This window comes from Bacillus sp. JK106 (assembly GCF_053663355.1).
Map to the genome: position 1 here is coordinate 200,622 of NZ_JBSJQC010000001.1, position 26,632 is coordinate 227,253.

The window sequence follows — 26,632 nt, forward strand, 5'->3', positions numbered from 1 at the left end:
TTTTTTAATTAAAACGAAATAATCCCAATCAAAAGCGCCGCAATCGTCATCACAATCGTTGTTCCCACGGCCCATTTGATGGTGAATTTTTGATGGTCGCCAAAGTTGACGCCTGCCATTCCGACCAATAGATAGGTGGATGGCACAAGCGGGCTGAGCAGATGCACCGGCTGGCCCAGCAAGGAGGCTCTTCCGATTTCAGCGGCGTCTATTCCGTAAGCGGAAGCGGCTTCGGCGATGATGGGAAGAACACCGAAGTAAAAGGCGTCATTCGACATGAAAAAGGTGAAAGGCATGCTGGCAATCGCCGTGATCAACGGCAGATGCGGGCCCATGGTATCAGGGATGAGGGAAACGAGAGAATGCGCCATCGCATCGACCATTTTTGTGCCTGAGAGAATGCCTGTAAATATGCCTGCCGCAAACACCATTGAGACAACGTTTAACGCATTACCCGCATGCGCCGAAATCCGTTTCTGCTGCTCTTTGACATTTGGATAGTTAATCATCAAGGCGATGGCGAACGCGATCATAAAAAGAACAGGGATGGGAAGCAGGCTGGTGATCAGCGCGGCCATCAGAGCGACAGTCAGCAGCAGGTTAAACCACTGGAGAGCGGGACGCTTCAGCGGCGCCGCCTCCGGATCAGAAGACGGCGCGTGTTCAATCGAAATGATGCCGAGACGCTTCCGTTCTTTTTTTCCAAGGAGATAAGCAACGGCGATCACCCAGAGAACGCCGGCGATCATAGCGGGAATCAGCGGTGTAAAAACTTCTGACGTGTCCAATTTCAAGGAAGCCAAAACCCTCGCCGTCGGCCCGCCCCACGGAATAATATTCATGACGCCCGAACCGAGCATCGCAATCCCCGCCAGCACCAAACGGTTCATGCCGAGCCGTTTGTAAAGGGGCAGCATTGCCGCAATCGTAATCATATACGTTGTTGTCCCATCTCCGTCCAGCGAAATGGTCATCGTCAGAACCGCTGTGCCGATGGCGATTTTTAACGGATCTCCTTTGACAAGCGATAGGATTTTGGCAATGAGGGGATCAAACAAACCTGAGTCAATCATAATGCCGAAATAAAGGATGGCGAATAACAGCATGATCCCGGTAGGAGCGAGGTCTGTAACGCCCTGAATCATCATCCCGCCGAGATCTTTGCCAAATCCGCTGATCAGGGCAAACACAACAGGAACGACAATCAAAGCAATAAGAGCGGAAAGCCGGTTAGACATAATAAGATACATAAAGACAATCATCATCACAAAACCGAGTATGCCAAGCACGATATGACCTCCCCTGTTCAACAGCTGTTTTGGTAAGCGTTTTCACATTTTGTTTCTGTGAAAAGGGCTTATTTCAAAATGTGTATGACCGCATATGTAAATACAGACCTAAAATCCTAATGAGCGGATCAGCAGTTTATTTGAAGAACGCCGCGGGTAAATGTGCTGTAGAATGTTTCGTTTCAGAAGGGGGAACTGACATGAGTGATGATCAAAACAAACGAGTAAATGAACACTCAAAGGACGAACAGTTGGAGCAGTACCGATCTGATAACAGCGGCAAAAAAATGACGACCAATCAGGGGCTTCGCGTGTCTGAGGATGAGCATTCCTTAAAAGCGGGCGTCCGCGGCCCCACGCTGATGGAGGATTTTCATTTTCGTGAAAAAATGACGCACTTTGACCACGAGCGGATTCCGGAACGGGTCGTTCATGCGCGCGGGTACGGCGTTCATGGGCATTTTCAGGTGTACGAACCGATGACGGAATATACACGGGCGAAATTTTTGCAGGACCCGTCCGTCAAAACGCCTGTTTTCGTCCGTTTCTCAACAGTGGCGGGCTCCAAGGGGTCAGCCGACACCGTCCGTGACGCCAGGGGATTTGCGACGAAGTTTTATACTGAAGAAGGGAACTATGACCTCGTCGGAAACAATATTCCGGTGTTCTTTATTCAGGACGCGATCAAATTCCCGGATCTCGTTCACGCCATAAAACCGGAACCGCACAATGAAATGCCGCAGGCTGCGACGGCTCATGATACGTTCTGGGATTTTGTCGCAAACAATCCTGAATCCGCGCACATGGTCATGTGGACGATGTCTGACCGCGGCATCCCGCGAAGCTATCGGATGATGGAGGGCTTCGGCGTGCATACGTTCCGTTTCGTCAACGAGAAAGGAAAAGCGCGCTTTGTCAAATTCCACTGGAAACCCGTGCTCGGCGTTCATTCCCTCGTATGGGATGAAGCGCAGAAAATTGCCGGGAAAGATCCCGATTTCAACCGCCGCGACCTATGGGAAACGATTGAAAACGGCGGCAAAGTCGAGTATGAGCTCGGTGTTCAGATGATTGACGAAGAAGATGAATTTAAATTTGATTTCGATATCCTTGATCCGACGAAGCTGTGGCCGGAGGAGTTGGTTCCCGTCAAGCTGATCGGAAAAATGACCCTCGACCGCAATCAGGACAATGTCTTTGCGGAAACGGAACAGGTCGCCTTTCATCCGGGAAATGTCGTGCCGGGCATTGATTTCACCAATGATCCGCTCCTGCAGGGACGGCTTTTCTCTTATACAGATACACAGCTCATCCGTCTTGGCGGGCCGAATTTTCACGAGATTCCGATCAACCGGCCGGTCTGCCCGTTCCATAACAACCAATACGACGGCTACCACCGGATGACGATTAATAAGGGCCCTGTCGCCTATCATAAAAATTCTCTGCAGAACAATGATCCGTCGCCGGCCTCAGAAGAAGAAGGCGGATACGTTCATTACCAGGAAAAAGTAGAAGGCAGAAAAATCCGCCAGCGCAGTGAGAGCTTCAATGACTATTTTTCTCAGGCCAAGATGTTCTGGAACAGCATGTCTCCCGCCGAAAAAGAACATATCATCTCCGCGTTCTGTTTTGAGGTCGGAAAAGTGAACAGCAAGGATGTGCAGCAGCAGGTGGTTGATGTCTTCAGTCATGTCGACGCCGGGCTTGCCGAGCGTGTTGCGAAAGGAATCGGCGTGAACCCGCCGCCGAAGGACCGTGAATCTGATGAAACGTTCACTTCCCCTGCCTTAAGCCAGGAAAACACGGTGAAGACGGCAGCGACAAGGCAGGTTGCGGTTTTAACCGACCACGGGTTTTCTGATGAGAAAGTCAAACAAGTGCTTGACGCATGCAAACAGGCGGGAGTCAGAGCCGATATCATCAGCCCCGCGCTGGGAACCGTCAAGGGAGAAAACGGTACGGAGCTCGAAGCGTCAGCCACTTTCCTGACAGTGGATTCCGTCCTGTACGACGCTGTTTTCATTCCGGGCGGAAAACAAAGCACAGACAGCCTCAAAGCCCAAAAATCGGCCAGAGACTTCGTCAACGAAGCTTTCAGCCATTACAAAGCGATCGGCGCCTCCGGTGAAGGAAAAGAACTTCTCGCCCTCGCCGCCGGAACCGAAAGCGGCCCCGGTCTTGTTCCGGACGGAAACCATGAACAATTTCTGAAAGCCGTGGCTGAGCATCGGCATTGGGACAGAAACGTATAAGAATGAAAAAGCGCCTTTGATGAGAGGGGCGCTTTTTTCTTGTGAAAGAATATTGGGAGAAAACGAAAATTGCTTCCGTGCGAATCCGTACCTTCCGCTGTCCGGGACATTCAGACAACAGGTTTAGAGAGTCAGGGCATGCGCTATTTAAAGCAGGCGGGTTGAGGAAATAATATGTTTCACCCTCTTTGGTTTACTTCCGCCCTGTGTTTGTGTATCTTAGGGGTAGATTTTCTGGAGGAGCGATTGATAGTGAAGCCGTTTACCGAAAAACAACTCGAAGAATATTACCGGCGTGACGAAAACATGATGATTTTGGTGTTTGCCCAATGGTGCGTCAATCATGACCTTGATCCGATGGCCATTTACAGCAAAGCTTACCCCGGACAGTCTTTAAACGAAGAGCTGCGAAAAACGGCTGAAGAGCTGGTCGTGCCGAAGGAGGAATCAGAACCGATTCCTGATCAAACCGTCATCGGCGTTTTGGAGATGTTCGGCAACTCCGATTTGGCTGAAGCCGTTTATGAAGCCATTGCGCAAAGACCTTCACGGTAAAAGAGGCGTGGATTATCCATGTCTCTTTTTTCATGGAGAAAATGTGAAAGAAGGCCCAGAAACAATTTGCTGATCTGCGCTGTCTATAGAGTGTAATCCGTTTTCAAAAAGGGAACGGTAATGAAAAGGAGGAGTTGTGATGAAAAAGGCATTCAAAATGATGGCGGCCGTGCTATTAACAGTGCTGACAGCCGCGCCGTTCGGAGGTTTCGCGCCTTCAGCCGAGGCCGCGCAAACCGCAATGCCCGTTGTTAAAAGCCATACGTATAAGCATGTAAAGCAGCTGACATACCCCGAGGTCACGAATACGGGAAACGCATCTTTTGAAAAGAAAATCAATCAGGACTTCAAACGCTATATTGAAAACTCGTACAAAGAATATGTAAAAAACAAAAAAGACGGTGAAAAACAAGGCTATAAAGCGGAATACCAGGCAGATTTCAAGGTGAAGTATAATCAAGACGGCAAGCTCAGCATTCAGACGGAAAACTACAGTTACACAGGCGGCGCACACGGGCTGACAGCCGTTCAGACCTTTAATTACGACCTGGCCGCAAAAAAACGGGTCACACTCAATGATGTGCTCAATACAAAAACGAAAGCCAACAAAACGAGAGACTATCTTTACGGCTACATCAAGAAACATGACGATCTGTTTGACCAGGACGTCAAAAAACAAGAGATCATCCTGAATAACGAAAGACCTTTCTTCTTTACGAAAAACGGCATTGCCGTTGTGTTTGGACAATATGATCTCGGACCATACGCGGCAGGAATCCGGGACGTTTTCGTGCCTGCATCCGTCTATCAATAAAAAAAAGCGATATCACTCTAAAACGGAGCGGTATCGCTTTTTTTATTTTACCAGACAAACAATCCGACAATCGCCGCGCTCAATAAGGAAACGGCAATTCCGCTGACAAGCAGCTTCCAGACGTTTTTTCCGATGATGGCTGACTTTTCACCATCAAGCAGAGATTGATAAGATCCGTAGATCATACCGATGGTGCTGAAGTTTGCGAATGATGTCAGGAATGTCGTAGCCACGGCAATCGTGTGCGGCGGAAGTGATTTCAGCTGCCCTTTCAGATCGGCCATTGCCACAAATTCATTTGTCGCGAGCTTGATGCCCATCAGCTGTGCGACATACATCGCGTCATGTACGCCTAATCCGAGAAGGAAGGCAAACGGACTGAAGATGTATGAGAAAATCTTTTGAATGGTCAAACCGTGCATGAACAGTCCGAGTACGCCGTTTAACGCAGCCGTTAACGCCACATAGCCGATTACCATCGCTAAAATGACAATGACCATGTTCATGCCGACAAGCATACTGTTAGAAATCGTGGAGAAGAAGTCTTTTTTCTCCGCTTTTGAAGGAACGTAAATAATATCATCCTCTTTAGAAACGTCCACGGGATTCAGCATATTGGCGATTAAAAGCGCATTTAAGCAATTCAGCGGGATGGCTGTAAACACATAAGTGGACGGAACCATCGTCAAGTATGATCCGATGATCGAGCCGCTGATGCTGCTCATGCTCATCAGCCCGAATGTCAGAAGCCGATTGTTGCTGACGGCGGCAAGCTGCTGGCGGATGACGGCTAAAGCTTCCGTATTTCCTAAAAACATCATCTGGATAGAGAAAAAGCTCTCCAGCTTCGGCAGACGGGATATTTTAGAAATCAGCCAGCCGATTTTATCAATGAGCCACGGCAGAATACCGAAATACGACAGCATATCAAAGAAGGTCACGACGAAGATAATCGGCAGCAATGCGCTGAAGAAAAAATCAACCGTCGGGTTCGCCATGACAGACGGAAAAGCGAACGCAATTCCTTGACTGGCGCAGGAAATCAGCCATGTAAAGAACGCGCCGATCTTCCCGATGACAAAGCCGCCGACTTTTGTCCCTAACATAAACCAAGTAATCAGAAACTCAAAGACGAGGAGCATGACAATCGGACGCCATTTAATCTTCTTCTTGTTGGGAGAGCATAAGAAAACAACAGCCATGACAACAATGAGACCGACAATGTTCAATAAAAAGTACATGTGAGCAACTCCTATAAGGGTATTATGGAAATAAAAAAAGCTCTTATTCGTCACAAATTCCTGAAAGCCAGAAAGTGTGATAAATAAGAGCCAAAAGAAAAGAATAGACTGACAGCATCATATGCTTTTCACTCGTTCAAATTTATGCAAACTTTCTTGTAGTCTAGTCTTTTACGGCACTAGGTAGAAACAATCAGACCATATTACTGATCATATACAAGAATAACGATATTACATGAGATAGCAGTATTTTATCGTTTCAATTTTTGAAAATCAACCTTTTTAGATATTTTCAAAATAATAAATTTATATTATAAATAAAGAAAATAAAGGATGTTCACAAGTAATTGGATAATAAAGGTATAAAAAGCGCCCGAAAAACAGTTCCGGTTCATTGTAAAGACGGGATGCAGCTGATAAAATGGATCTGAGGGCACCGCCTTCAAAAGACGGCAGAAAAGGGGTCATTTTCATGATCATTCAGTTCATTCGTTACAGATAATGAGAGGTATAGATAAATAGGTTAAACTTCCAATTTTGCGAGGTTTATTTGTCTATGCCTTTTTCATTTCATCGGAATAACGAATGAATGAGGTGTTTTTATTGACGTCTATAAAAAGAAAACGCGCGGAATTACTGCAATCATGCCAGTCCGTATTCAGGTGTCCGCTATGCAGTTCGGCCATGGCGGTCTCACAATACAAAAGCTTGATGTGCGGACACGGGCATACATTTGATATATCAAAGCAAGGATATGTGAATTTCCTCAATAAATCGGTCAAAACCCGCTATGACAGGCAGCTGTTCGAAGCGAGACGCGCTCTTTTTGACAGCCGGGAATTTTTTGGGCCGGTTCAAAAGGAGATCGCCGCCATCATCAGCCGCATTCAATCTCCGCAAACAACGGCGGCGATATTGGATGCGGGATGCGGAGAAGGCACTCATTTAGCCGCCGTATGCAAATGGCTTCAGCCCGCTTTTTCCGTGACGGGAATCGGCATTGATCTCTCGAAAGAAGGTGTGCTGCATGCCGCAAAGGCCTTCGGGGATCATTTTGTTTTTGCCGTCGCTGATGTGGCGGATGCGCCGTTTGCCGACAGCTGTTTTGATATCGTGATGTCTGTTTTATCACCTTGGAATTACAAGGAATGCAGCAGGCTTTTACGAAAGGGCGGCACAGTCATTAAAGCGGTGCCGCGGCGTGATTATTTGAAGGAAGTAAGGGAATTCTTCTTCGGAGACAGTCCTCGGCGGAATGACACCGCCGATTCTGCGGCCGGACGATTCCAAGCGGGCTTTCAAACCTTTGAGCGCAAACGGCTGTGTTACACGAAGACCTTATTGCAGCCTGACCTTGAGCGGCTTGTGAAAATGACGCCCTTAACATGGAAATGTACTGATGAAAGCATCCGGCGGTTTATCAGCCGGAAAGCGGCGGATATTACGATAGATATCGATATTTTAATCGGAACCGGTCCTCTGTAAACAGAAAAGACACGCTGATCGCGTGTCTTTTTTTTATTTCCAGACTTCACCGGCAATGTTGACGACATGACGAAGTTTCGCCCATTGCTGTTCTTCTGTGATCAGGTTTCCTTCCTCAGTGGAGGCGAATCCGCATTGCGGGCTGAGGCAAAGCTGATCCAGGTTGACATATTGTGAAGCTTCTTCAATCCGGCGTTTAATCGCGTCCTTGTCTTCAAGTTCGCCATGTTTTGATGTAATCAATCCAAGCACAAGCTGAAGATCAGAGCGTTTGACATAGCGGAGCGGTTCAAAGCCGCCGGAGCGGGAATCATCATATTCCAGGAACAATCCGTCAAGGTCAAGCCCGTCAAAAATCGTTTCAGCCGCTGCATCATAGCCGCCTTCAGCCGTCCATGTGGATTGGAAGTTGCCGCGGCAGATATGCATCGTAACCTTCAGATCGTCAGGGCGGTCCTTGATCGCGTCATTAATGGAAGCGGCAAACAGCTTGCGCAGCTCATCCGGCGTTGTGCCGAAATCTTCAATCTGACGAAGCCCCGCTTCCGATAAGAAAACGGCCCATGCGGTGTCATCAAGCTGAAGGTAGCGGCACCCGGCGTCATAGAAAGCTTGAATCGCTTTTTTATACGCTTTTGACACATCGTGCTGAAATTGTTTGTAATCATTCTGATACGCCGCTTTTTCCAATTTTCCGCGGAAAAACAGCATATTCGGGCTTGGAATCGTCATTTTTGGAACAGCATCGCCGGCAATGCTGTGCAGGAATTTATAATCTTCGAGCATCGGATGCTGAGAAAAATCAATATCTCCCGTTACTTTAATGCCGCGCGCTTTCGTCTGTACGTTGTGAAACTGAATGCCGCTTTCAGGCGTAAATGCCTCAACCCCGTCTAAATTTTCGAGAAAATCAAAATGCCACCAGGCACGGCGGAATTCGCCGTCAGTCACGACATTGAGGCCGGTTTCTTTCTGCTTTTCCACGCTGCGGATGATTTCTCTGTTTTCGATTTCGCGCAGCTGTTCTGCTGAAATCTCACCTGCCGCTCTTTGCAGGCGGGCTTGCTTCACAGCCGCCGGCCGCAGCAGGCTTCCGACCTGATCTGCGCGAAACGGCGGGTTTTTTCTTAGAAGAGTATGCAATGGTTGTTCTGTGTTTTGCTGTGACATGAACGATTCCTTCTTTCCTGATGAAATATAAAAAAACTCTTCCCTCGGATAGGGAAGAGCTTGCGTCCGCAAATCTCAACCTTATCTTCAGGATTTAGCACCATTCTGCTGAACAGCGGTTGCCGGGTATCATAGGGCCAGTCCCTCCACCTCTCTTGATAAGGAAATATGCTATTTTTCAGAATAAACTGTAATACTCTAATCTTAGTATGTTTTCTCATATTGTCAATATATTTCGATAAATATTTTTATTTGTCACCCTCAAATAGAATCATATCTATCACGATGGCGATCGCAAGACAAAGAGCAATATCCTCTTCCTTTTCAATCTGCAAATGATAGGAATCGCCCCAGCTCATCCATGATTTGGTGACGGTCATCCGGTTTGATTTTCCGTCTGTCACTTGAAAATTCCGCCCCCACACATCGCCGGTAAGGTCCCAGCCGACCCCGGAAATTTCAAATTTCGGTTTGAAAAACGTGACTTTCTTGATGACTTGGCAGACGGGTTTGCCGCTGACGGAAATCTCGTAACGGGGAACGAGCGACATCAGTTTCTGATTGACGCTGGCGAGCGTGCGGCCGTCCAAATCAGTCAGCTTCAGTTCATCACCGAATGAAAACAGCTTTCCTTCAACATTGTAGACTTCTTTTCCGCTTTCAAGAAACACTTGAAAACGATTCTTAAACGTAAACATTCGCTCTTTGATGTAAAAATGGTACATAAAAAAACTCCTTTTTTATGTTGTACGAAAAAAGGAGGCGGAAGGTTTCATATCGGCCGGGTGCATAAAAAAAGGCTGCCGATTTTGCGGCAGCTGTCGTTTTTATGATAGCGGCATCCGGCGTTTTTGACGGATCGCATTTAAATCAATGATGTTATTCGTGTCGGCAGCTGTCACCAGCGGGCTTGTCTTTGGCGTTTTCCGGCGGTTGTCCTTACTGAAAGAGAAAACAAGATACCCTGTCAAAGCAGCGAAAATAAGTAGCATCATTTTACATACCTCCCAAAAAAAGTTTTGGTATTATTATTGTACGAAAAAACAAACGAAAAGTATTCAAACAATTGTCACTTTTTTAAAAAATAACGTCATTTTCCGTAAAAATGACTATGGGTTGAAGAAATTTTGCTCTTGTTGTGGTTCTATAGATTGTATCGGCTGATGGATGATCATCGTTTATATAACTTTTTCACTATTTTTTGTAAGTGTCTAATTAACTACTTCAGTGTTTTCGTTTGCCTTGTGTTATTCAGTACCCTAAAAAACCTTATGATATGCAAAATAACTGCTTCTAACAGATGACTGCGAGTTGACAGCGCTTTCTTTATTTTTTTAAAGAAAACGAGATGTTATCTTAAAAAAATCGTTTGAACATTTTCCGCAGTTTTTTAAAAGGGTTTGATTTTGTCTCCAGTACACGCGGGTCTTTTAAGGTTTTTTTCAATTCTTTCGCTACAGTCCCTCTTGCCATAGTCTTCACTCCTTCTTTCCATTTCATACCTTATATACGGAAAGAAAGAAGGAAAGGTTTCATGTGAAAGAAAAAAACCAAAGCAGGGGGCTTTGGTTTTAAGCGCGCTCTTCAAAGAGCCTGGCGATTTCAACAATGACGTTTACCGCCTTTTCCATATGATCGACGGAAATGTATTCATATTTTCCGTGGAAGTTTTGGCCGCCCGTGAAAACGTTCGGTGTCGGCAGTCCCATGTAAGAGAGCTGTGAGCCGTCGGTTCCGCCCCGGATCGGTTCGATAATCGGTTCGATGTCGAGGTTTTTCATGGCTTGATACGCGACATCGACTATCTCTTTGACCGGTTCGATTTTTTCTCTCATGTTGTAATATTGATCACGCAGTTCAAGCTTGATGCTTTCCTTGCCGTATTTGGCCGCTAGCGCATCGGCGGTTTTCTGCATATATTCTTTTCGTTCTGCAAAGCGGTCTCTGTCAAAGTCTCTGATGATGTACGACAGGGCGGCTTCAGAAACGTCTCCGTCCATGGAAAGTAAATGATAGAAGCCTTCATACCCTTCCGTATATTCCGGCGCTTCTTCTTTCGGCAGCGCGTGATGAAATTCCATCGCGATTTTTGAAGCGTTGACCATTTTGTTTTTCGCCGTTCCCGGGTGGACGCTTTTTCCGTAACAAGTAAGCTTTGCGGCGGCTGCGTTAAAGCTTTCATATTGCAGTTCGCCGAGGGGGCCTCCGTCTATCGTGTAGGCGAATGCGGCGTTGAAGCGGCCGACATCGAATTTGTGAGGGCCTCTGCCGATTTCTTCATCGGGCGTGAACGCGACCCGGATCGTTCCGTGTTTGATGTCCGGATGTTTGATCAAGTACGCCATTGCCGTCATGATTTCGGCAATGCCCGCTTTGTTGTCGGCTCCGAGCAGCGTCGTGCCGTCTGTTGTAATCAGCGTCTGGCCTTTATAGCGGGAAAGCTCCGGGAATTGCTCAGGCGACAGGACGACATTGAGTTTGTCATTCAGAACGATATCATGGCCGTCGTAGCTTTCAATAATCTGAGGATTCACATTTTTCCCGGTAAAATCGGTCGCGGTGTCCACGTGAGCCAGAAAACCGACAGTCGGCACGTCTTTCTCCGTATTCGCCGGCAGAGTCGCCATGACGTACCCATTGTCATCGACTGTGATTTCTGTCATGCCGATCGACTTTAATTCATCTGCCAGCATGTTGGCCAATGTCAGCTGGCCGGGGGTTGAAGGGCAGTTTTCATTGTTTTCGTCAGACTGTGTATCGACTTTTACGTAAGAGGTAAAGCGTTCAATGATTTCATTTTTCATACCGTCATCTCCTTTGTCTTATCTTACCATGCGCGGGGGAGGGATTTCTATTTCACAACCCGTTTGAATCGAGGGCTCTGTTTTTTACGCGAATGAAAATAAATTATGAAGAAACGATGACTAAACGATTAAACTTTTTGGAAATGGATGATTGAGGAAGAAAAAACCGATATAATATGGTCAATTCATTCAATAGGGGAGGCTTTCTTCATGGCGATTTTAGTGACAGGCGGAGCGGGTTATATCGGCAGCCACACATGTGTCGAGCTGTTAAACGGCGGCTATGACATCGTGGTTCTGGATAATCTGTCAAACAGTTCACCGGAAGCATTGGAGCGTGTGAAAGACATTACCGGAAAAGGGCTTGTGTTTTATGAAGCGGATCTCCTTGACCGTGACGCCGTTCACCATGTGTTTGCTGAAAATGAGATTGAAGCCGTCATTCATTTTGCGGGATTAAAAGCCGTCGGTGAGTCTGTGGCTGTTCCGCTCCGTTATTATCATAATAATCTGACGGGAACGTTTATTTTATGTGAAGCCATGCAGGCACACGGTGTGAAAAAAATCGTCTTCAGTTCTTCAGCGACGGTTTACGGCGTTCCGGAAACAACGCCGATCACTGAGGATTTTCCTTTAAGCGCCACCAATCCTTACGGGCAGACAAAGCTGATGCTGGAACAGATTTTACGCGATCTGCATAATGCGGACTCTGAATGGAGCATTGCGCTGCTCCGCTACTTTAATCCGTTCGGCGCGCACCCGAGCGGCCGGATCGGAGAAGACCCGAACGGCATCCCGAATAATTTAATGCCGTACGTCGCACAAGTCGCTGTCGGCAAGCTTGAGCGATTACAGGTGTTCGGCAATGATTATCCGACAAAGGATGGCACCGGCGTGCGGGATTACATCCATGTCGTTGACCTTGCCGAGGGCCATGTCAGAGCGCTCGAAAAGGTGCTGAACACAACGGGCGCCGACGCCTATAATCTCGGCACGGGAAGAGGCTACAGCGTTCTGGAGATGGTCAAGGCGTTTGAAAAAGTATCGGGAAAAGAAGTGCCGTACCGTTTTGCAGACCGGCGCCCGGGAGACATCGCCGCATGCTTCGCAGACCCGGCAAAAGCGAAGGCTGAATTAGGCTGGGAAGCAAAGCGCGGGCTTGAAGAAATGTGCGCCGACTCTTGGAAGTGGCAGTCCTCCAATGTGAACGGGTACCAAAAGGCGTAAAAAGAAAGAGACCTTCAAATGATGAAGGTCTCTTTTGTTATGATGATTATTTAATTTTCACTTCAACATCGTTGCTGAACTTTAATTTCCAAGTGCCTTTAGAGTATGCGTCTTTATCAACTTCAAAAGCTTTTACGTCAGTCACTTTAATGTTCGGGTTCAAGTCACTTAAAATTTTACTGTTGTCTACTTTTGTTTCTGTTGCATAGCTTGAAGAAGCATCAATATCTGAATCATAAGATGTTCCTTTAGAATCTACTAATTTCGCTCTTGGAATGGAGAAAGAGCTTAACGGCTTGTTTGAAACATTTTTAACCGTGTATTGAACAGCTACGATAACGCCGCCGTCAGACGCTTTTTTCTCGACAAATTGAGAGCCTACTGAATCCCTTTTTTCCACTTTGGTAACAGTAACTTCAGTTTTCTCAGTCTTAACAGTGTCACCGATGTTATACAGTTTTTCTTTAGATTCCGCAGCTTTTGAAGACGCGGTTTTAGATGATGAAGAATCGCCTCCGCCGCCGATGTTTACGAGAATGATAATAACCACTACTGCCAGAAGCAGTGTGATGATTTTATGTCTCATAAAAAAGTTTCTCTGATCTTTACCGCAGTTTGGGCATTTTTTAACGCCTTTAGCGATTTCTTTGCCGCATGCCTTACAAGACACCAGGTTGCCTGCCATAATATTTCCTCCTATGTAAACTATTTCTTAAAAACTACATACTATAATGCCTGTAAAATAACCTATAGTCAATAATATTTTGAGAAAAAAAGTATTTTAATGATTTTTTAGTCATGTATTTTAAGGTCCTTTTTAGTATCGGCAGATCGTTCGCATTTTCCATAGGTTTATTGAAAAAAGAGTGGTTGAACATGTTCGTGATTTCCCGTATAATCTTGAAAGATAATATAAAAACTGAACATAAAAAACAGTGGTTTTCTAGGGTTCCGCAATCTGAATTGGTCTGGACCGAGAGAAAACACACAGCAGGTTCCTGCTGTGACACGTTGGGATAAAAGCCCGGGAGTTTCTGCTCTTTTAATGAAGAGTGCTCTCCCGGGCTTTTTTGATTTTATAAAAAGGGAGTGTCTGGGATGAAAAAGAGATTGCTGGATGTGCTGATGCTGATTATTGGAGCTTTTATCTTTGCTTTGGCCGTTAATTTATTCGCCATTCCGAATGATCTTGGAGAGGGCGGGGTAACTGGAATCACCCTGATCTTGTACTATGTGTTTGAATGGTCGCCCGGGGTGACGAATATCATTTTGAACGGGATTTTATTGATGATCGGATATAAATTTTTAGACGGAAAAACAACGCTTTATACGATCATTACCGTTGTCGCCAACTCACTGTTTCTGCATCTGACGCATGATTGGCACTCGCCTTCACATGAACTCATTATTAATACTATTTTTGCGGGTGTGTTTGCCGGTGTCGGAATCGGGATCATTATTCGAGTCGGAGGCACGACTGCGGGTTCTGCCATTTTGGCGAGGATTGCGAACAAATATCTCGATTGGAATATCAGCTATGCGCTTTTGTTCTTTGATCTGATTGTCGTCTTCAGTTCTTATTTCATCATCGGTACGGAAAAAATGATGTTTACCATTGTTATGCTGTACATCGGAACGAAGGTGATGGACTTTATCATTGAAGGCCTGAATACGAAAAAAGCGGTGACGATTATATCTGAGCATAAGCACGAAATCGCCGAACAGGTCAACACGCTGATGGACAGAGGGGTTACGCTGCTGTCGGGTAAAGGAAATTACACGGGGCAGTCGAAGGAAATTTTATATATCGTCATCCAGAAACAAGAGCTTTCCATGCTCAAAAAAATCATTAAAAGCTGTGATACAAAAGCGTTTGTCATTGTTCATGATGTGCGTGACGTCTTTGGTGAAGGCTTCGTCGATATCTCTAAATAAAAAGGATCCCTCTGCCGGCGCGGAGGGTTTTTTTCTTATGCCGGCAGAAGCGGTTATGATTCGTTTCCCGGGAAATAGCCTGAAAGCTGTTTCTTAAAACGAAGTGGATACAATCGGCCGGACGTTTTATACTGAAAATATGATAGAGCGATAGAAAGGAGCGCATATGAACCCGTTATTGGCAATTTACCCGAGGGCTGTGTTGTCTGATACGTGCTGTACGGCGGAGGATGTCTTTTGCTTTTATGATGAGAAAAGGCGGGTCTATGTCGCCATTCCGAAGGAGGATATTGCCCCGAAGGAGAAACTGCTTCTGGAATCATTTTTGACGCCCGCTGAAGAAAAAGGCGTTTTTTTTCCGGAGACGGCGGCAGCAAAGAGGTGGCGGCGTTTTCTGCTGGAAGAAGGTCCGGTGCCTGATGTCAAGGAGCCGCGTGTCCGTTTTATCCATTATGACTTATTGGGAGAACGGGACTGGGGGGCATATACGGAAGCGCTGCGCCATTTCTGGCCGGTTTCATATACAGTTGTCCGGACGGGGAGGGATCATGGCGTGATTGTGGAGGAAGAAAAGCTGGAAGCGCCAGATTCGGATGACATCGCATCTTTTGTGAAGATTCTCGAAGGCGATTTTTATTTCAGTGTCCGTTTTTTCATCGGAAGGTATTACTGCAAGGGGGAACGTCTGCGCCTTCATTATCAGAGAGAACAGCAATATTGTCAGATCGGCCGGCGTCATCTCCCGCAGCTGAGCACGCTGACCGCGGAAAGGGTATTTCCGGCCATGCTCACGGAGGAAAGCAGAGAAAAGCTCTCAGCCTTGCTTCACGAAGAAGCGGCGCTGCTGTTTCAGAAAGAACCGGAGCTGAAGCATACGATTCAGACTTTTATTGAACATAACTCGAACATGTCGCTCACATCGAAAAAACTGCATTTGCACCGCAACAGTCTTCAATATCGGATTGATAAATTTGCGGAACGCTCAGGTATTGATATTAAGACATATCGGGGCGCCCTGCTGGCTTATTTCATTTGTCTGCAGTATGAAAAATCACATTAAATGGGAAATGTGCACGAAGGCAGCGGACTTTTTTTATGAACATTGCCTATATCCGCCGCCGTCTGACGCTGTTACAATCCTATTTAAGAAAGCGTTTACAAATAAAGGGGGATATACATGGCGGAACTTCGGCTCGAGCATATTTATAAGTATTACGATCAAAAAGAAGCGGCTGTCGATGATTTTAACCTTCATATTAAAGATAAAGAGTTTATCGTGTTTGTCGGTCCGTCGGGGTGCGGCAAGTCGACAACTTTGCGGATGGTAGCCGGGCTGGAAGACATTACGAAGGGCGATTTCTATATCGGTGATACGAGAGTGAATGACATCGCTCCTAAAGACAGGGATATCGCCATGGTGTTTCAAAACTATGCGTTATATCCGCACATGACGGTCTATGATAATATCGCTTTCGGTCTGAAGCTGAGGAAAATGCCGAAACCGGAGATTAAAAAACGGGTCGAAGAAGCGGCGAAAATGCTGGGGCTCACAGAGTATCTGCACCGCAAACCGAAGGCGCTCTCCGGCGGGCAGCGGCAGCGGGTTGCATTAGGGCGGGCGATTGTCAGGGACGCCAAAGTGTTTTTAATGGATGAGCCGCTGTCAAATCTGGACGCAAAGCTTCGGGTGCAGATGCGGGCAGAAATTATTAAGCTCCACCAAAGGCTGCAAACAACCACAATCTATGTGACGCACGACCAAACAGAAGCACTGACGATGGCGACACGCATCGTAGTCATGAAGGACGGAAAAATTCAGCAGATCGGCACCCCGAAAGAAGTGTATGAACATCCCGAAAACGTATTTGTCGGCGGGTTCATCGGCTCCCCGGCGATGAACTTTTTCAAAGGAAAGCTGACGGACGGCGCCATTCAGATCGGTTCAGCCGCTCTCAGCGTGCCGGAAGGGAAAATGAAAATGCTCCGGGAAAAAGGGTATGCCGGCAAAGATATCATCTTCGGCATCCGCCCGGAAGACATACATGACGAGCTGATTGTAGTAGAATCCTATAAGAATTCATCCATCACAGCTAAAATCAATGTCGCGGAATTGCTCGGGTCAGAAATTATGGTTTATTCCCGGATCGGGGATCAGGATTTTATCGCCCGGATTGACGCCCGCCATGACATTCGTGCCGGTGAGGAATTGACCGTCGCTTTCGACATGAATAAGGCTCACTTTTTTGACAGTGAAACAGAAATCAGAATCCGCTCATAACGTAAAGCCGGACAGCTGGATGTCCGGCTTTTTTGATGTAACAATTTATAACGCATAACCGATATAAAAAGTAAATAGAAGACAGAAAGCAGGAAAACGATGAAACGCATGATCATGTGCATGTGCCTTTTGGCTGCCGTGTTTACGCTTGCCGCCTGCTCGGGCCATGAGGCAAGCGCCGAACAAAGCATTCCGAAGGCAGAAGCGCACAGCGAAAAAAAGTCCGTAAAGCGGCAAATCAAAAAAGAGCCGGATACGTCCGCCTGGGTTCAAACGAAAGGGACGGCGAGACTGCCGATTCTGATGTATCACAGCATTTCAGAGGGAAACAGCCTGCGTGTGCCGAAGGAAGAATTCCGGCAGCATATGAAGTGGCTTCATGATCACGGCTATTATACGATGACTCCTGAAGAAGCCTATCTGATGCTGACGGAGGATAAGGAGCCGCGTGAAAAATGTGTTCTGATCACATTTGATGACGGCTATACAGACAATGTGAAAGCAGCCTATCCCATTTTAAAGAAATACAAGATGAAAGCGACAATCTTTATGATCGGAAACTTTATCGGGCATAAGAATCATCTGACTGAGAAGCAGATGAAGGAGATGGCCGCCCACGGCATTTCCATTCAGAGCCATACGATGAACCATCTCGAATTGAACGGGCTCACACCGCAGCAGCAGCGACGTGAAATGAAGGACTCTAAGCGTTTATTTGATCAAATGTTCGGGCAGCGGACGACTATGATCAGCTACCCTGTCGGACGATATAATAAAGAAATATTAAAAGCCGCCGCCTCGTCAGGCTACCGTATGGCGGTCACGACAGAGCCGGGAGCGGCGTCTAGAGATCAGGGGCTTTACGGGCTTCACCGCGTCCGTGTGTCGCCGGGCATGTCCGGCGCGGCATTCGGCTCTTATATTCAAAATGTGATGAAATAACAAAGCCTCCGCATATGCGGAGGCTTTTTTTCAGTTTAATAGAATTGATGAAGCAGCAGAAGGGTGACGCTCACGGTAATCGCTCCGCCGATTCTGGTCGACACTTGGGCGAACGGCATAAGCTCAAGCCGTTCAGCGGCGCTCAAGATCGCGACGTCGCCGGTGCCGCCCTGGCCGGAATGGCAGGCATTAATAACCGCCGTCTCAATCGGGTACAGATTCAGCCATTTTCCGGTCAGAAAACCGACGGCCATCATCGTGACGACGATTGATAAAATGGTAATGATGTTGCTGATCGTAAACGCCGCAATCAGCTTGTCCCACGGTGTCATTGAAACGCCGATCGCAAATAAGAGCGGATAGGTCACGGCTGTCGAGAAAAAGCGCGAGACGCCGAAGGCTCCGTTTTCAATCGAAGCCGGCGCCAGCCTGAACAGCTTAATGAGAACGGCAAGGACGAGCATCACGACAGGAGCCGGAAGCTGAAAGAAATCATGCGCCAGCATGCCGACCAAATAGAGGGAAACCGCTAAAATACCGCCTGAAGCGAAAAAGGACAAATCAAACGTTTTATCATCGGCCGGCTGTTCCAATGCGGGAGCGGAATGATCAGACTTATCAACCTTCCCGTTGCCCGTCCATTCCGGTTTGCGTTTCCCGATGACATTCAGCAAACCCGATAACATAATGGCGCACAGGCTGCCTAGCATGATGGACGGCAGCACAAGCGCAAAGGCGTCTCCCTGGGACATCGGCATAATATCGGAGTAGCCGATGGATAAAGGAATCGCGCCTTCACCGACACCCCCCGCCATAATCGGAACGACGATATAAAGCAGCGTGTGCTGAAAGCCGAGCCCGAGCAGCGTCCCGACGCATAAGCCGACGATGGCGGCCGCGATAGAGCCGGCGATCAGCGGAATAAAAATCTTAACGAAAGCTTTGACGAGCGTCTCTCTTTTCATCCCGAGAATACTGCCGACGACGATACCGGCAATAAATAGATAGAGAAAGTTGGAGCTTTCCGTGAATTCTGTTGTTGAAGTAATAATGTCTTTCGGAAGCAGGTGGTAGTAGACGACAGCGGATGGAATAAAGGTTGCGAGAATCGCAGGGCCGCCGATGGACCGCACGATCGGAATGGATTTTCCGATCTGGCCGAAGGTAAATCCGAAAAAACTCATGACGGCAATTGATGTCAGAATGTCGCTTTTTACATCACGGCTCATGACAAACACCGTAATAAGCAAGAAAAGCAGGATATAGATAGGAAGAGGAATAATGCCGATTCTTATATTCATTGCTCTGGCAAACCAGTTATCAGTCCGTTCCTGTTTTTGGATTGAATCCGCTTGCAATTTTGGTTGAAGTTCTCCCATGCTTGTTCCCCCAGTCGTTATGTAGTGAAAAAATATCCCCATTTAAAGTATACTAAAAAATTTAAATTGTTCATATATTATGAATTTACTAGAGGGCATGCTTTCTTCACATTTTCTTTCTCAAAATGGCGATTTGGCGGGCTTTTTCACCGAGAAAAGCATTTTGTTCGCCACACGAATAAAAAAGAGATACGATATCAAAGGGACAAATATCCTAGGTGCTGACATAAAATCTCTACAAATCCGACAATAATCAGTCACAATTTCATCCTGATTTTAGGTATATTGATCTTTTTTTTTAGGCTGAATCGTTGTAAAGTAATGATATTGAATCATTTCTATGACAGCCGCTGTCCCCCAGGGTGTACAGGCTGATATTTCAATAGTTTTGACGAATTTGTGAAACATTGAGCAAATATATCATTTTTGTGAAATACCGAGCAATGATTTCACTATGTTTGTGAAATGTTGAGCAATTTACCAGATTGGAGGAAAAACATCATGAGTGAGTTGGTATTAGCCCGCATTCAATTTGCATCTACAACATTGTTTCACTTCTTGTTTGTGCCTATGTCTATCGGGCTTGTGTTTATGGTTGCTTTGATGGAGACGCTTTACGTTGTCAAAAAACAAGAGACCTATCTCAAAATGGCTAAATTTTGGGGGCATCTCTTTTTAATTAACTTTGCTGTCGGCGTCGTCACAGGGATTCTTCAGGAATTCCAGTTCGGATTGAACTGGTCTGATTATTCCCGTTTTGTCGGGGACGTATTTGGGGCTCCGCTTGCGATTGAAGCGCTTTTGGCGTTTTTTATGGAGTCTATTTTTATCGGATTATGGATTTTCGGCTGGGACCGTTTATCTAAAAAAGTGCATTTGCTTTGCATTTGGCTTGTATCCTTCGGAACGATTATGTCATCTTTCTGGATTTTGACGGCAAACTCATTCATGCAGGAGCCGGTCGGCTTTACGATTAAAAACGGCCGCGCGGAAATGAATGACTTCGGAGCGCTTTTGACAAACCCTCAGCTTTGGGTTGAATTCCCTCACGTCATTTTCGGAGCGCTTGCGACGGGTGCTTTCTTTATCGCCGGTGTCAGCGCATTTAAATTATTGAAGAAAAAAGAAGTGCCTTTCTTCCATAAATCTTTCAAGCTTTCGATGATTGTCGGTCTGATCGCCGGTATCGGTGTTGCGTTCAGCGGACACATGCAGGCTGAACATTTAATGGAATCACAGCCGATGAAAATGGCGGCCAGTGAAGCGCTTTGGGATGACAGCGGTGATCCTGCCGCGTGGACGGCTTTTGCGAATATTGATACGAATAAAGAAAAAAACACATCAGAAATTTCAATTCCTTACGCACTGAGCTACTTGGCTTACCAGAAGTTCAGCGGCAGTGTGAAAGGGATGAAAACACTTCAAAAAGAATATGAAAAAACGTACGGAAAAGGCGACTATATCCCGCCTGTCAAAACGACGTTCTGGAGTTTCCGCATTATGGCGGGAGCGGGCGCGCTTATGATTTTTGCCGCGATTGCAGGCTTTATTCTGAACCGCCGCAAAAAGCTTCATACGAGCAAGTGGTATTTACGGGGCATGATCGCACTGATCGCATTCCCGTTCATTGCGAACTCTGCCGGTTGGATTATGACTGAAATCGGCCGCCAGCCGTGGACGGTTATGGGGCAAATGACAACCGCACAATCCGTTTCGCCTAACGTAACGACGGGATCTCTGCTGTTTTCAATTATCGGTTTCGGCGTCATGTACTTGATTTTAGGCGCGCTGCTTGTCTTCCTATTCGTTCGTGAAATTAAAAAAGGTGCGGACCATGATGATCACAAGGATGTTCCTGTATCAACGGATCCGTTCAGTCAGGAGGTCTACCATGGGGTCACTTCATGATCTTTGGTTTGTACTCGTTTCAGTTTTGTTTGTCGGATTTTTCTTTTTAGAAGGTTTTGATTTCGGTGTCGGCATTTCGACCCGATTTCTTGGCCATAATGAATTAGAACGCAGAGTGCTGATTAACACCATCGGCCCGTTCTGGGATGCGAATGAGGTATGGCTGCTGACAGGTACGGGAGCGATCTTCGCGGCATTCCCGAACTGGTATGCGACGATGCTGAGCGGATATTATATTCCGTTTATCATCATCCTTCTTGCTTTAATGGGCCGCGGGGTGGCGTTTGAATTCCGCGGAAAAGTGAATCATTTAAAATGGGTCAAAACATGGGACTGGGTGATTTTCTTCGGCAGCCTTATCCCGCCGTTTGTATTCGGCCTTATCTTCACAAGCTTGTTCCGCGGCATGCCGATTGACGGCCATATGAATATGCATGCGGGTTTCTCAGATATTGTGAACGTGTATTCCGTCCTTGGCGGAGCAGCCGTCACCCTTCTTTCATTCCTGCACGGTTTAATGTTTGTCACACTGCGCACGATCGGTGATTTACAAGAGCGTGCGAGAAAAATGGCAAAACGCGTAATCGGTGTTATCTTTCTTGTTGTACTTGCTTTCTTTGCGATGTCTGCATACGATACGGATATGTTTACACGCCGGGCAAACATCACGATTCCGGTATTCGTGCTGATTGTCATCTGCAACGTTCTTGCTGTTGTGTTCATGAGCAAGAAAAAAGACGGCTGGGCATTCGGTATGACCGGCGCGGGTCTTGCTTTGACAGTTGCGATGATTTTTATCTCTCTGTTCCCGCGCGTCATGGTCAGCTCGCTGAAAAGCGCGTATGACTTAACAGTAGCTAACGCGTCATCCGGTGATTATTCACTTAAAGTCATGACAATTGCCGCACTGACTCTGCTGCCGTTTGTCATCGGCAGTCAGATCTGGAGCTATTATGTCTTCCGGAAACGCGTCAGCCATAAGGAGCCTATGACTTATTAATGGGAAAAGACCTGTTTCTTTATAAAGGAATGAAGCGGATTCTTGCGATCATTACGGGATTAACGATTATACAAACGGCCGCCATCATCTTGCAGGCGGAATGGCTGAGCCAGGCGGTAACCGGATTATTTAACGGGAAGCGGATTGCTTCTCTTTATCCGGTTATCGGCTTTTTCCTGCTTGCGTTTTTGGTCCGGCATGCGGTAACAGCGGTCCGGCAGAAAATCGTATACCAATATGCCGCGCAAACCGGCGCAGACTTAAGAAAAAGATTTCTTGAGCAATTGTTCCGTCTCGGCCCCCGCTTTGCGAAAAAAGAGGGGACAGGCCGGATGGTGACGCTGGCGATGGAAGGCATCAGCCAGTTCCGCCGTTATTTAGAGCTGTTTCTGCCGAAAATGGTCAGCATGGCGATTGTGCCGGCGGCCGTTGTTATTTACGTGTTTTTTCAGGATAAAACATCGGCTTTGATTCTGATTCTTGCGCTTCCGATTTTGATTGTATTTATGATTCTGCTCGGACTTGTCGCACAGAAAAAAGCCGATCGCCAATGGAAGTCCTATCAGACGCTTTCCAATCATTTCGTGGATTCGCTCCGCGGACTGGAGACATTGCGGTTTTTAGGATTAAGCAGATCACACAGTAAAAACATCTTTCATGTCAGTGAGAGATACCGCAAGGCGACGATGAGCACGCTCCGGGTCGCGTTTTTATCATCATTCGCCCTGGATTTCTTTACGATGCTGTCGGTGGCGACAGTGGCGGTGTTTCTCGGCCTGCGGCTGATAGACGGACAAATTCTGCTCGGTCCGGCATTGACAGCGCTGATTCTCGCGCCTGAATATTTTCTCCCGGTCCGCGAAGTGGGAAATGATTACCACGCGACGTTAAACGGGCAGGAGGCGGGGAAAACCATTCAAGCGATTTTGGCGCAGCCCGGTTTTAAAGAAGAAAAGCCGCTCGAACTTGATACGTGGACTGACGGGGATGAATTACAGCTTGCGCGTTTGTCCGTCCGAGAATCGATGTCTGAATTTCATCTGTCCTTTAAAGGGAAGAAGAAAATCGGGATTATCGGGGAAAGCGGTGCGGGAAAATCGACACTCATTGATGTGCTGGGCGGCTTTTTAGAGCCTGCGTCCGGTGAGATCAAGGTAAACGGTGAATCCCGCTCGCATCTTCAGTCGGACGGCTGGCAGAAGCAGCTGCTTTATATTCCGCAGCATCCGTACATTTTTGATGACACGCTTATGAATAATATCCGGTTTTATCATCCTGATGCTTCCCGTGAGGAAACGGCGCGCGCTGCTGATTCAGCGGGTCTTTCCGGACTGATCCGCGATCTGCCCGGCGGCCTTGACGGCCGGATCGGCGAGGGCGGACGGGCGCTCAGCGGAGGGCAGGCTCAGCGTGTCGCGCTGGCCAGAGCCTTTTTAGGAAACCGGCCGATTCTCCTTTTGGATGAGCCGACCGCTCACCTTGATATTGAAACAGAATATGAAATAAAAGAAACGATGAAAGACCTGTTTGAAAACAAACTTGTCTTTCTGGCCACTCACCGTCTTCACTGGATGCTTGAGATGGACGAAATTATCGTGCTTGATGACGGCGCGGTGGCGGAAATCGGCACCCACGACGAATTGATGGCGAAACAAGGCGTATACGCCAAACTTGTAAAGGCGCAACTGGGGGAAAGAACATGAGAAAAGAAGAATGGATTCTGCCGTATATAAAGCAAAATGCCCGTTTGTTTGTTCTTGTGATTTTTTTAGGCGCGGTGACGATTTTTTCGGCGGCCTTTCTCATGTTCACTTCCGGTTTTTTGATCTCTAAGTCGGCGACAAGGCCTGAGAATATCCTGCTGGTGTACGTTCCGATTGTGGCCGTGCGCACCTTCGGGATTGCCCGTTCAGTCTCACGGTACGCCGAGCGCCTGACGGGGCACCATATCATTTTGAAAATCGTGTCCGATATGAGGGTGCGGCTTTACAATATGCTGGAGCCGGCCTCGCTCATGCTTTCATCCCGTTTTCGGACGGGCGACATGCTCGGCATTTTGGCTGAGGATATTGAGCATTTGCAGGATGCGTTTTTAAAAACGATTTTCCCGGCGGTTTCCGCTTTGCTGCTGTATGCGGCATCCGTTATCGGACTCGGCTTTTTTTCCTGGCCGTTTGCCGCTTTTGCGGCGATTTACCTGTTTATATTGGTTGTATTGTTTCCGGTTGTGTCGCTTCTTGTGACGAGAGCGAAAAACATGAGGCTGAAAAGCGGCCGGAATACGCTCTACAGCCGGCTGACAGATGCCGTGCTCGGCGTGAGCGACTGGATGTTCTCGGGACGACAGGCGGCCTTTATTTCCTCTTATGAAGAGAAAGAGAAGGCATGGTTTGACCTTGAAAGCAAACGTCAGCGGTTTACGAGATGGCGTGATCTCGCCGCGCAATGCCTCGTCGGCGGCTTCATATTGATCATGCTGTTCTGGACGGCGGGTCAGTATGCGGACGGCAGCATCGCCAACACGATGATCGCGGCCTTTGTGCTTGTCGTATTTCCATTGACGGAGGCGTTTCTGCCCCTTTCGGATGCGCTGACGGAAGTGCCTTCTTATCAGAATTCCATCAAAAGAATGAGTAAGGCGGCTCCGGAGCTGCGAAGTCGTGAGGTGAAGCAGACCGATGAGAAACTGGATGTATCTGATGTGACACTTACATTTGATAACGTGACGTTTTCTTATGATCAGCACAGTCATGTGCTTGACCGTTTTTCCTTCACTCTCCGCCAGGGGGAAAAAATGGCGCTGCTCGGCAGGAGCGGCTCCGGTAAGTCGACCTCTCTCGCTTTAATTGAAGGCGCCTTAGTTCCCGATTCGGGCAAGGTGATGCTGAACGGGCTGGAAACTGCGGCCGTGCAGGAGCAGATTTCCTCAGCGGTGGCCGTTTTGAATCAGAAACCTCATCTCTTTAACACGAGCATTATGAATAATATCCGGCTCGGAAACGGCAAGGCGAGTGATGAAGATGTTAAGCGTGCGGCTCGGCAAGTGAAGCTGCATGATTATATTGAATCACTGCCTGACGGATATGAAACGTCCGTGCAGGAGACGGGGATTCGTTTCTCAGGCGGGGAACGGCAGCGGATCGCGCTTGCCCGTATTCTGCTCCAAGACACGCCGGTCATTATCCTAGATGAACCGACGGTCGGCCTTGATGCGGTCACTGAACGTGAATTGCTTGATACGATTTTTGATGTCTTTAAAGAGAAAACGATCCTCTGGATTACACACCATTTAGCGGGTGTGGAAACAGCTGATAAAATCGTCTTTTTAGAAAATGGAAAAGCAGAAATGGAAGGAACCCATCAAGAGCTGCTTGCAGAAAACGAAAGGTACCGGAAGCTTTACCGTCTTGATGTTCCGATCAGAACATAAACAGCCGCAAACGAGCGGCTGTTTTTTTGTGCGGTTTAAAATCTCTTCTTGTTTGGAATATAAATAGGAGACAGAAGAGGAGGTACAGAGATGAATATAATGGATTGGACGGAACAAGATGTGAAAGATACGCTGCCGAAACGGGAGGCAGACAGCCATAAAGGAACGTTCGGGACGGCGTTATTGCTGGCCGGGAGCGATGACATGCCGGGAGCCGCCCTTCTGGCCGGATTGGGCGCGATGAGAAGCGGTGTCGGCAAGCTCGTCATCGGTACATCGGCAGGCGTCATTCCGCTTATCGTCCCGGTGCTGCCGGAAGCCATGTACTGGCGGGACGGGTGGAAAAAAGCCGCGGCGGGCCAGCCCGGGGAAACCATCCGGGCCGCTGCCATCGGGCCGGGCCTTCCCCAAACAGACGAAGTGCAGCAGGCGGCTGATCAGCTGCTTTCTGGCGATTATCCCGTCATACTGGATGCGGGCGCCATTACGAAAAGAACCTATCCGAAGAGGAAAGCTCCCGTGATCTTGACGCCTCATCCCGGCGAATTTTCCAGAATGACAGGCCTTCCGATTCAAGAGATTCAGCAGAACAGAGCGGAATATGCCGCGGAATGGGCGGAGCGGCTTCATGTCACGATTGTCCTGAAAGGAAACGAAACCATTATCGCTTTTCCCGACGGGGAATGCCGCAGGAATACAACCGGAAACGGCGCGCTTGCAAAAGGCGGGACCGGCGACACGCTGACGGGAATGATTCTCGGCATGCTGTGCTGTCATCAAGACCCGAAGCATGCCGTATTGAACGCCGTCCGCCTTCACGGCGAATGTGCGGAATTATGGACGAAAGAGCGCTCCGCCCATACCTTATTGGCGCACGAACTTTCTGAACTGCTGCCGCGTGTATGGAAGGAATATGAATAAAG

General features: G+C 47.5%; 22 protein-coding genes and 3 riboswitches. Of the genes, 14 read left to right on the forward strand and 8 right to left on the reverse strand.

Annotated elements, in window-relative coordinates; translation table 11 throughout:
• Positions 1-8 precede the first annotated feature (8 nt).
• Complete coding sequence (citH, locus tag ACWJJS_RS01040) at positions 9-1,289, reverse strand: citrate transporter CitH (protein WP_454023240.1); 1,281 nt, start codon at positions 1,287-1,289, stop codon at positions 9-11.
• 200 nt (positions 1,290-1,489) lie between these two features.
• Between citH and ACWJJS_RS01045 the strand changes: the two genes are divergently transcribed.
• From ACWJJS_RS01045 to ACWJJS_RS01055, 3 genes are all read left to right on the forward strand, one after another.
• Positions 1,490-3,541, forward strand: a complete 2,052-nt coding sequence (locus tag ACWJJS_RS01045) for a catalase (RefSeq protein WP_103526494.1) — start codon at positions 1,490-1,492, stop codon at positions 3,539-3,541.
• 306 nt (positions 3,542-3,847) lie between these two features.
• Positions 3,848-4,096, forward strand: coding sequence for a KH domain-containing protein (locus ACWJJS_RS01050; RefSeq protein ID WP_103527219.1), 249 nt, complete (start codon positions 3,848-3,850; stop codon positions 4,094-4,096).
• Between the two features lie 139 nt (positions 4,097-4,235).
• Complete coding sequence (locus ACWJJS_RS01055; protein ID WP_060562354.1) at positions 4,236-4,910, forward strand: DUF3298 and DUF4163 domain-containing protein; 675 nt, start codon at positions 4,236-4,238, stop codon at positions 4,908-4,910.
• 47 nt (positions 4,911-4,957) lie between these two features.
• On the opposite strand, the gene ACWJJS_RS01060 is transcribed toward ACWJJS_RS01055, so the two are convergent.
• Positions 4,958-6,151 carry a NupC/NupG family nucleoside CNT transporter gene (locus tag ACWJJS_RS01060; RefSeq protein WP_003150774.1) on the reverse strand — a complete coding sequence of 398 codons (1,194 nt, stop codon included), beginning with the start codon at positions 6,149-6,151 and terminating at the stop codon, positions 4,958-4,960.
• A gap of 139 nt (positions 6,152-6,290) precedes the next feature.
• A riboswitch (purine riboswitch) is annotated at positions 6,291-6,391 on the reverse strand.
• 363 nt (positions 6,392-6,754) lie between these two features.
• On the opposite strand from ACWJJS_RS01060, the gene ACWJJS_RS01065 reads away from it, so the two are divergent.
• On the forward strand, positions 6,755-7,636 hold the full coding sequence (locus ACWJJS_RS01065) for a methyltransferase domain-containing protein (RefSeq protein ID WP_454023241.1): 882 nt from the start codon (positions 6,755-6,757) through the stop codon (positions 7,634-7,636).
• Between the two features lie 33 nt (positions 7,637-7,669).
• Here ACWJJS_RS01065 and ACWJJS_RS01070 read toward each other — a convergent pair whose 3' ends face one another.
• From ACWJJS_RS01070 to pepT, 4 genes are all read right to left on the reverse strand, one after another.
• Positions 7,670-8,806: a 5-methyltetrahydropteroyltriglutamate--homocysteine S-methyltransferase gene (locus ACWJJS_RS01070; protein WP_454023242.1), complete on the reverse strand. Its 1,137-nt coding sequence runs from the start codon at positions 8,804-8,806 to the stop codon at positions 7,670-7,672.
• A gap of 78 nt (positions 8,807-8,884) precedes the next feature.
• Positions 8,885-8,971, reverse strand: a riboswitch (SAM riboswitch).
• 83 nt (positions 8,972-9,054) lie between these two features.
• On the reverse strand, positions 9,055-9,531 hold the full coding sequence (locus ACWJJS_RS01075) for an LURP-one-related/scramblase family protein (RefSeq protein ID WP_032875642.1): 477 nt from the start codon (positions 9,529-9,531) through the stop codon (positions 9,055-9,057).
• Positions 9,532-9,633: 102 nt separating this feature from the next.
• Positions 9,634-9,801: a hypothetical protein gene (locus ACWJJS_RS01080; protein WP_003150808.1), complete on the reverse strand. Its 168-nt coding sequence runs from the start codon at positions 9,799-9,801 to the stop codon at positions 9,634-9,636.
• 576 nt (positions 9,802-10,377) lie between these two features.
• A complete protein-coding gene (gene pepT / locus ACWJJS_RS01085; RefSeq protein WP_454023243.1) occupies positions 10,378-11,610 on the reverse strand; it encodes a peptidase T in 1,233 nt (410 codons plus the stop codon).
• A gap of 210 nt (positions 11,611-11,820) precedes the next feature.
• Here pepT and galE point away from each other — a divergent pair, with 210 nt between their 5' ends.
• On the forward strand, positions 11,821-12,837 hold the full coding sequence (galE, locus tag ACWJJS_RS01090; protein ID WP_454023244.1) for a UDP-glucose 4-epimerase GalE: 1,017 nt from the start codon (positions 11,821-11,823) through the stop codon (positions 12,835-12,837).
• Positions 12,838-12,883: 46 nt separating this feature from the next.
• On the opposite strand, the gene ACWJJS_RS01095 is transcribed toward galE, so the two are convergent.
• On the reverse strand, positions 12,884-13,423 hold the full coding sequence (locus ACWJJS_RS01095) for a DUF4352 domain-containing protein (protein WP_146277428.1): 540 nt from the start codon (positions 13,421-13,423) through the stop codon (positions 12,884-12,886).
• 346 nt (positions 13,424-13,769) lie between these two features.
• Positions 13,770-13,870: riboswitch (guanidine-I (ykkC/yxkD leader) on the forward strand.
• Between the two features lie 65 nt (positions 13,871-13,935).
• Between ACWJJS_RS01095 and ACWJJS_RS01100 the strand changes: the two genes are divergently transcribed.
• The 4 genes from ACWJJS_RS01100 (at position 13,936) to ACWJJS_RS01115 (ending at position 17,992) form a co-directional block, all read left to right on the forward strand.
• Positions 13,936-14,772: a YitT family protein gene (locus tag ACWJJS_RS01100; protein ID WP_025650051.1), complete on the forward strand. Its 837-nt coding sequence runs from the start codon at positions 13,936-13,938 to the stop codon at positions 14,770-14,772.
• A 166-nt stretch (positions 14,773-14,938) separates the two neighbouring features.
• Positions 14,939-15,832, forward strand: coding sequence for a PucR family transcriptional regulator (locus ACWJJS_RS01105; RefSeq protein WP_454023245.1), 894 nt, complete (start codon positions 14,939-14,941; stop codon positions 15,830-15,832).
• A 117-nt stretch (positions 15,833-15,949) separates the two neighbouring features.
• The gene (locus tag ACWJJS_RS01110) at positions 15,950-17,050 is read left to right on the forward strand and encodes an ABC transporter ATP-binding protein (RefSeq protein ID WP_014306096.1); all 1,101 of its coding nucleotides are present in this window, start codon (positions 15,950-15,952) and stop codon (positions 17,048-17,050) included.
• 99 nt (positions 17,051-17,149) lie between these two features.
• Complete coding sequence (locus ACWJJS_RS01115) at positions 17,150-17,992, forward strand: polysaccharide deacetylase family protein (RefSeq protein ID WP_102422076.1); 843 nt, start codon at positions 17,150-17,152, stop codon at positions 17,990-17,992.
• A 35-nt stretch (positions 17,993-18,027) separates the two neighbouring features.
• Here the strand turns inward: ACWJJS_RS01115 and ACWJJS_RS01120 are convergent, their stop codons facing one another.
• Positions 18,028-19,371, reverse strand: a complete 1,344-nt coding sequence (locus ACWJJS_RS01120) for a 2-hydroxycarboxylate transporter family protein (protein WP_317461560.1) — start codon at positions 19,369-19,371, stop codon at positions 18,028-18,030.
• 501 nt (positions 19,372-19,872) lie between these two features.
• Between ACWJJS_RS01120 and ACWJJS_RS01125 the strand changes: the two genes are divergently transcribed.
• The 5 genes from ACWJJS_RS01125 (at position 19,873) to ACWJJS_RS01145 (ending at position 26,630) form a co-directional block, all read left to right on the forward strand.
• Positions 19,873-21,279 (forward strand): cytochrome ubiquinol oxidase subunit I, encoded by a 1,407-nt coding sequence (locus tag ACWJJS_RS01125; RefSeq protein ID WP_014306093.1) that lies wholly within the window; start codon positions 19,873-19,875, stop codon positions 21,277-21,279.
• Entirely contained in the window at positions 21,263-22,279 is a 1,017-nt protein-coding gene (gene cydB, locus ACWJJS_RS01130) for a cytochrome d ubiquinol oxidase subunit II (RefSeq protein WP_003150830.1), read from the forward strand. The genes ACWJJS_RS01125 and cydB overlap by 17 nt, the downstream gene beginning before the upstream one ends.
• Complete coding sequence (gene cydD, locus ACWJJS_RS01135) at positions 22,279-23,982, forward strand: thiol reductant ABC exporter subunit CydD (RefSeq protein ID WP_070082577.1); 1,704 nt, start codon at positions 22,279-22,281, stop codon at positions 23,980-23,982. The genes cydB and cydD overlap by 1 nt, the downstream gene beginning before the upstream one ends.
• On the forward strand, positions 23,979-25,709 hold the full coding sequence (cydC, locus tag ACWJJS_RS01140; RefSeq protein ID WP_070082576.1) for a thiol reductant ABC exporter subunit CydC: 1,731 nt from the start codon (positions 23,979-23,981) through the stop codon (positions 25,707-25,709). The genes cydD and cydC overlap by 4 nt, the downstream gene beginning before the upstream one ends.
• 90 nt (positions 25,710-25,799) lie before the next feature.
• Complete coding sequence (locus ACWJJS_RS01145) at positions 25,800-26,630, forward strand: NAD(P)H-hydrate dehydratase (RefSeq protein ID WP_353575346.1); 831 nt, start codon at positions 25,800-25,802, stop codon at positions 26,628-26,630.
• Positions 26,631-26,632 lie beyond the last annotated feature (2 nt).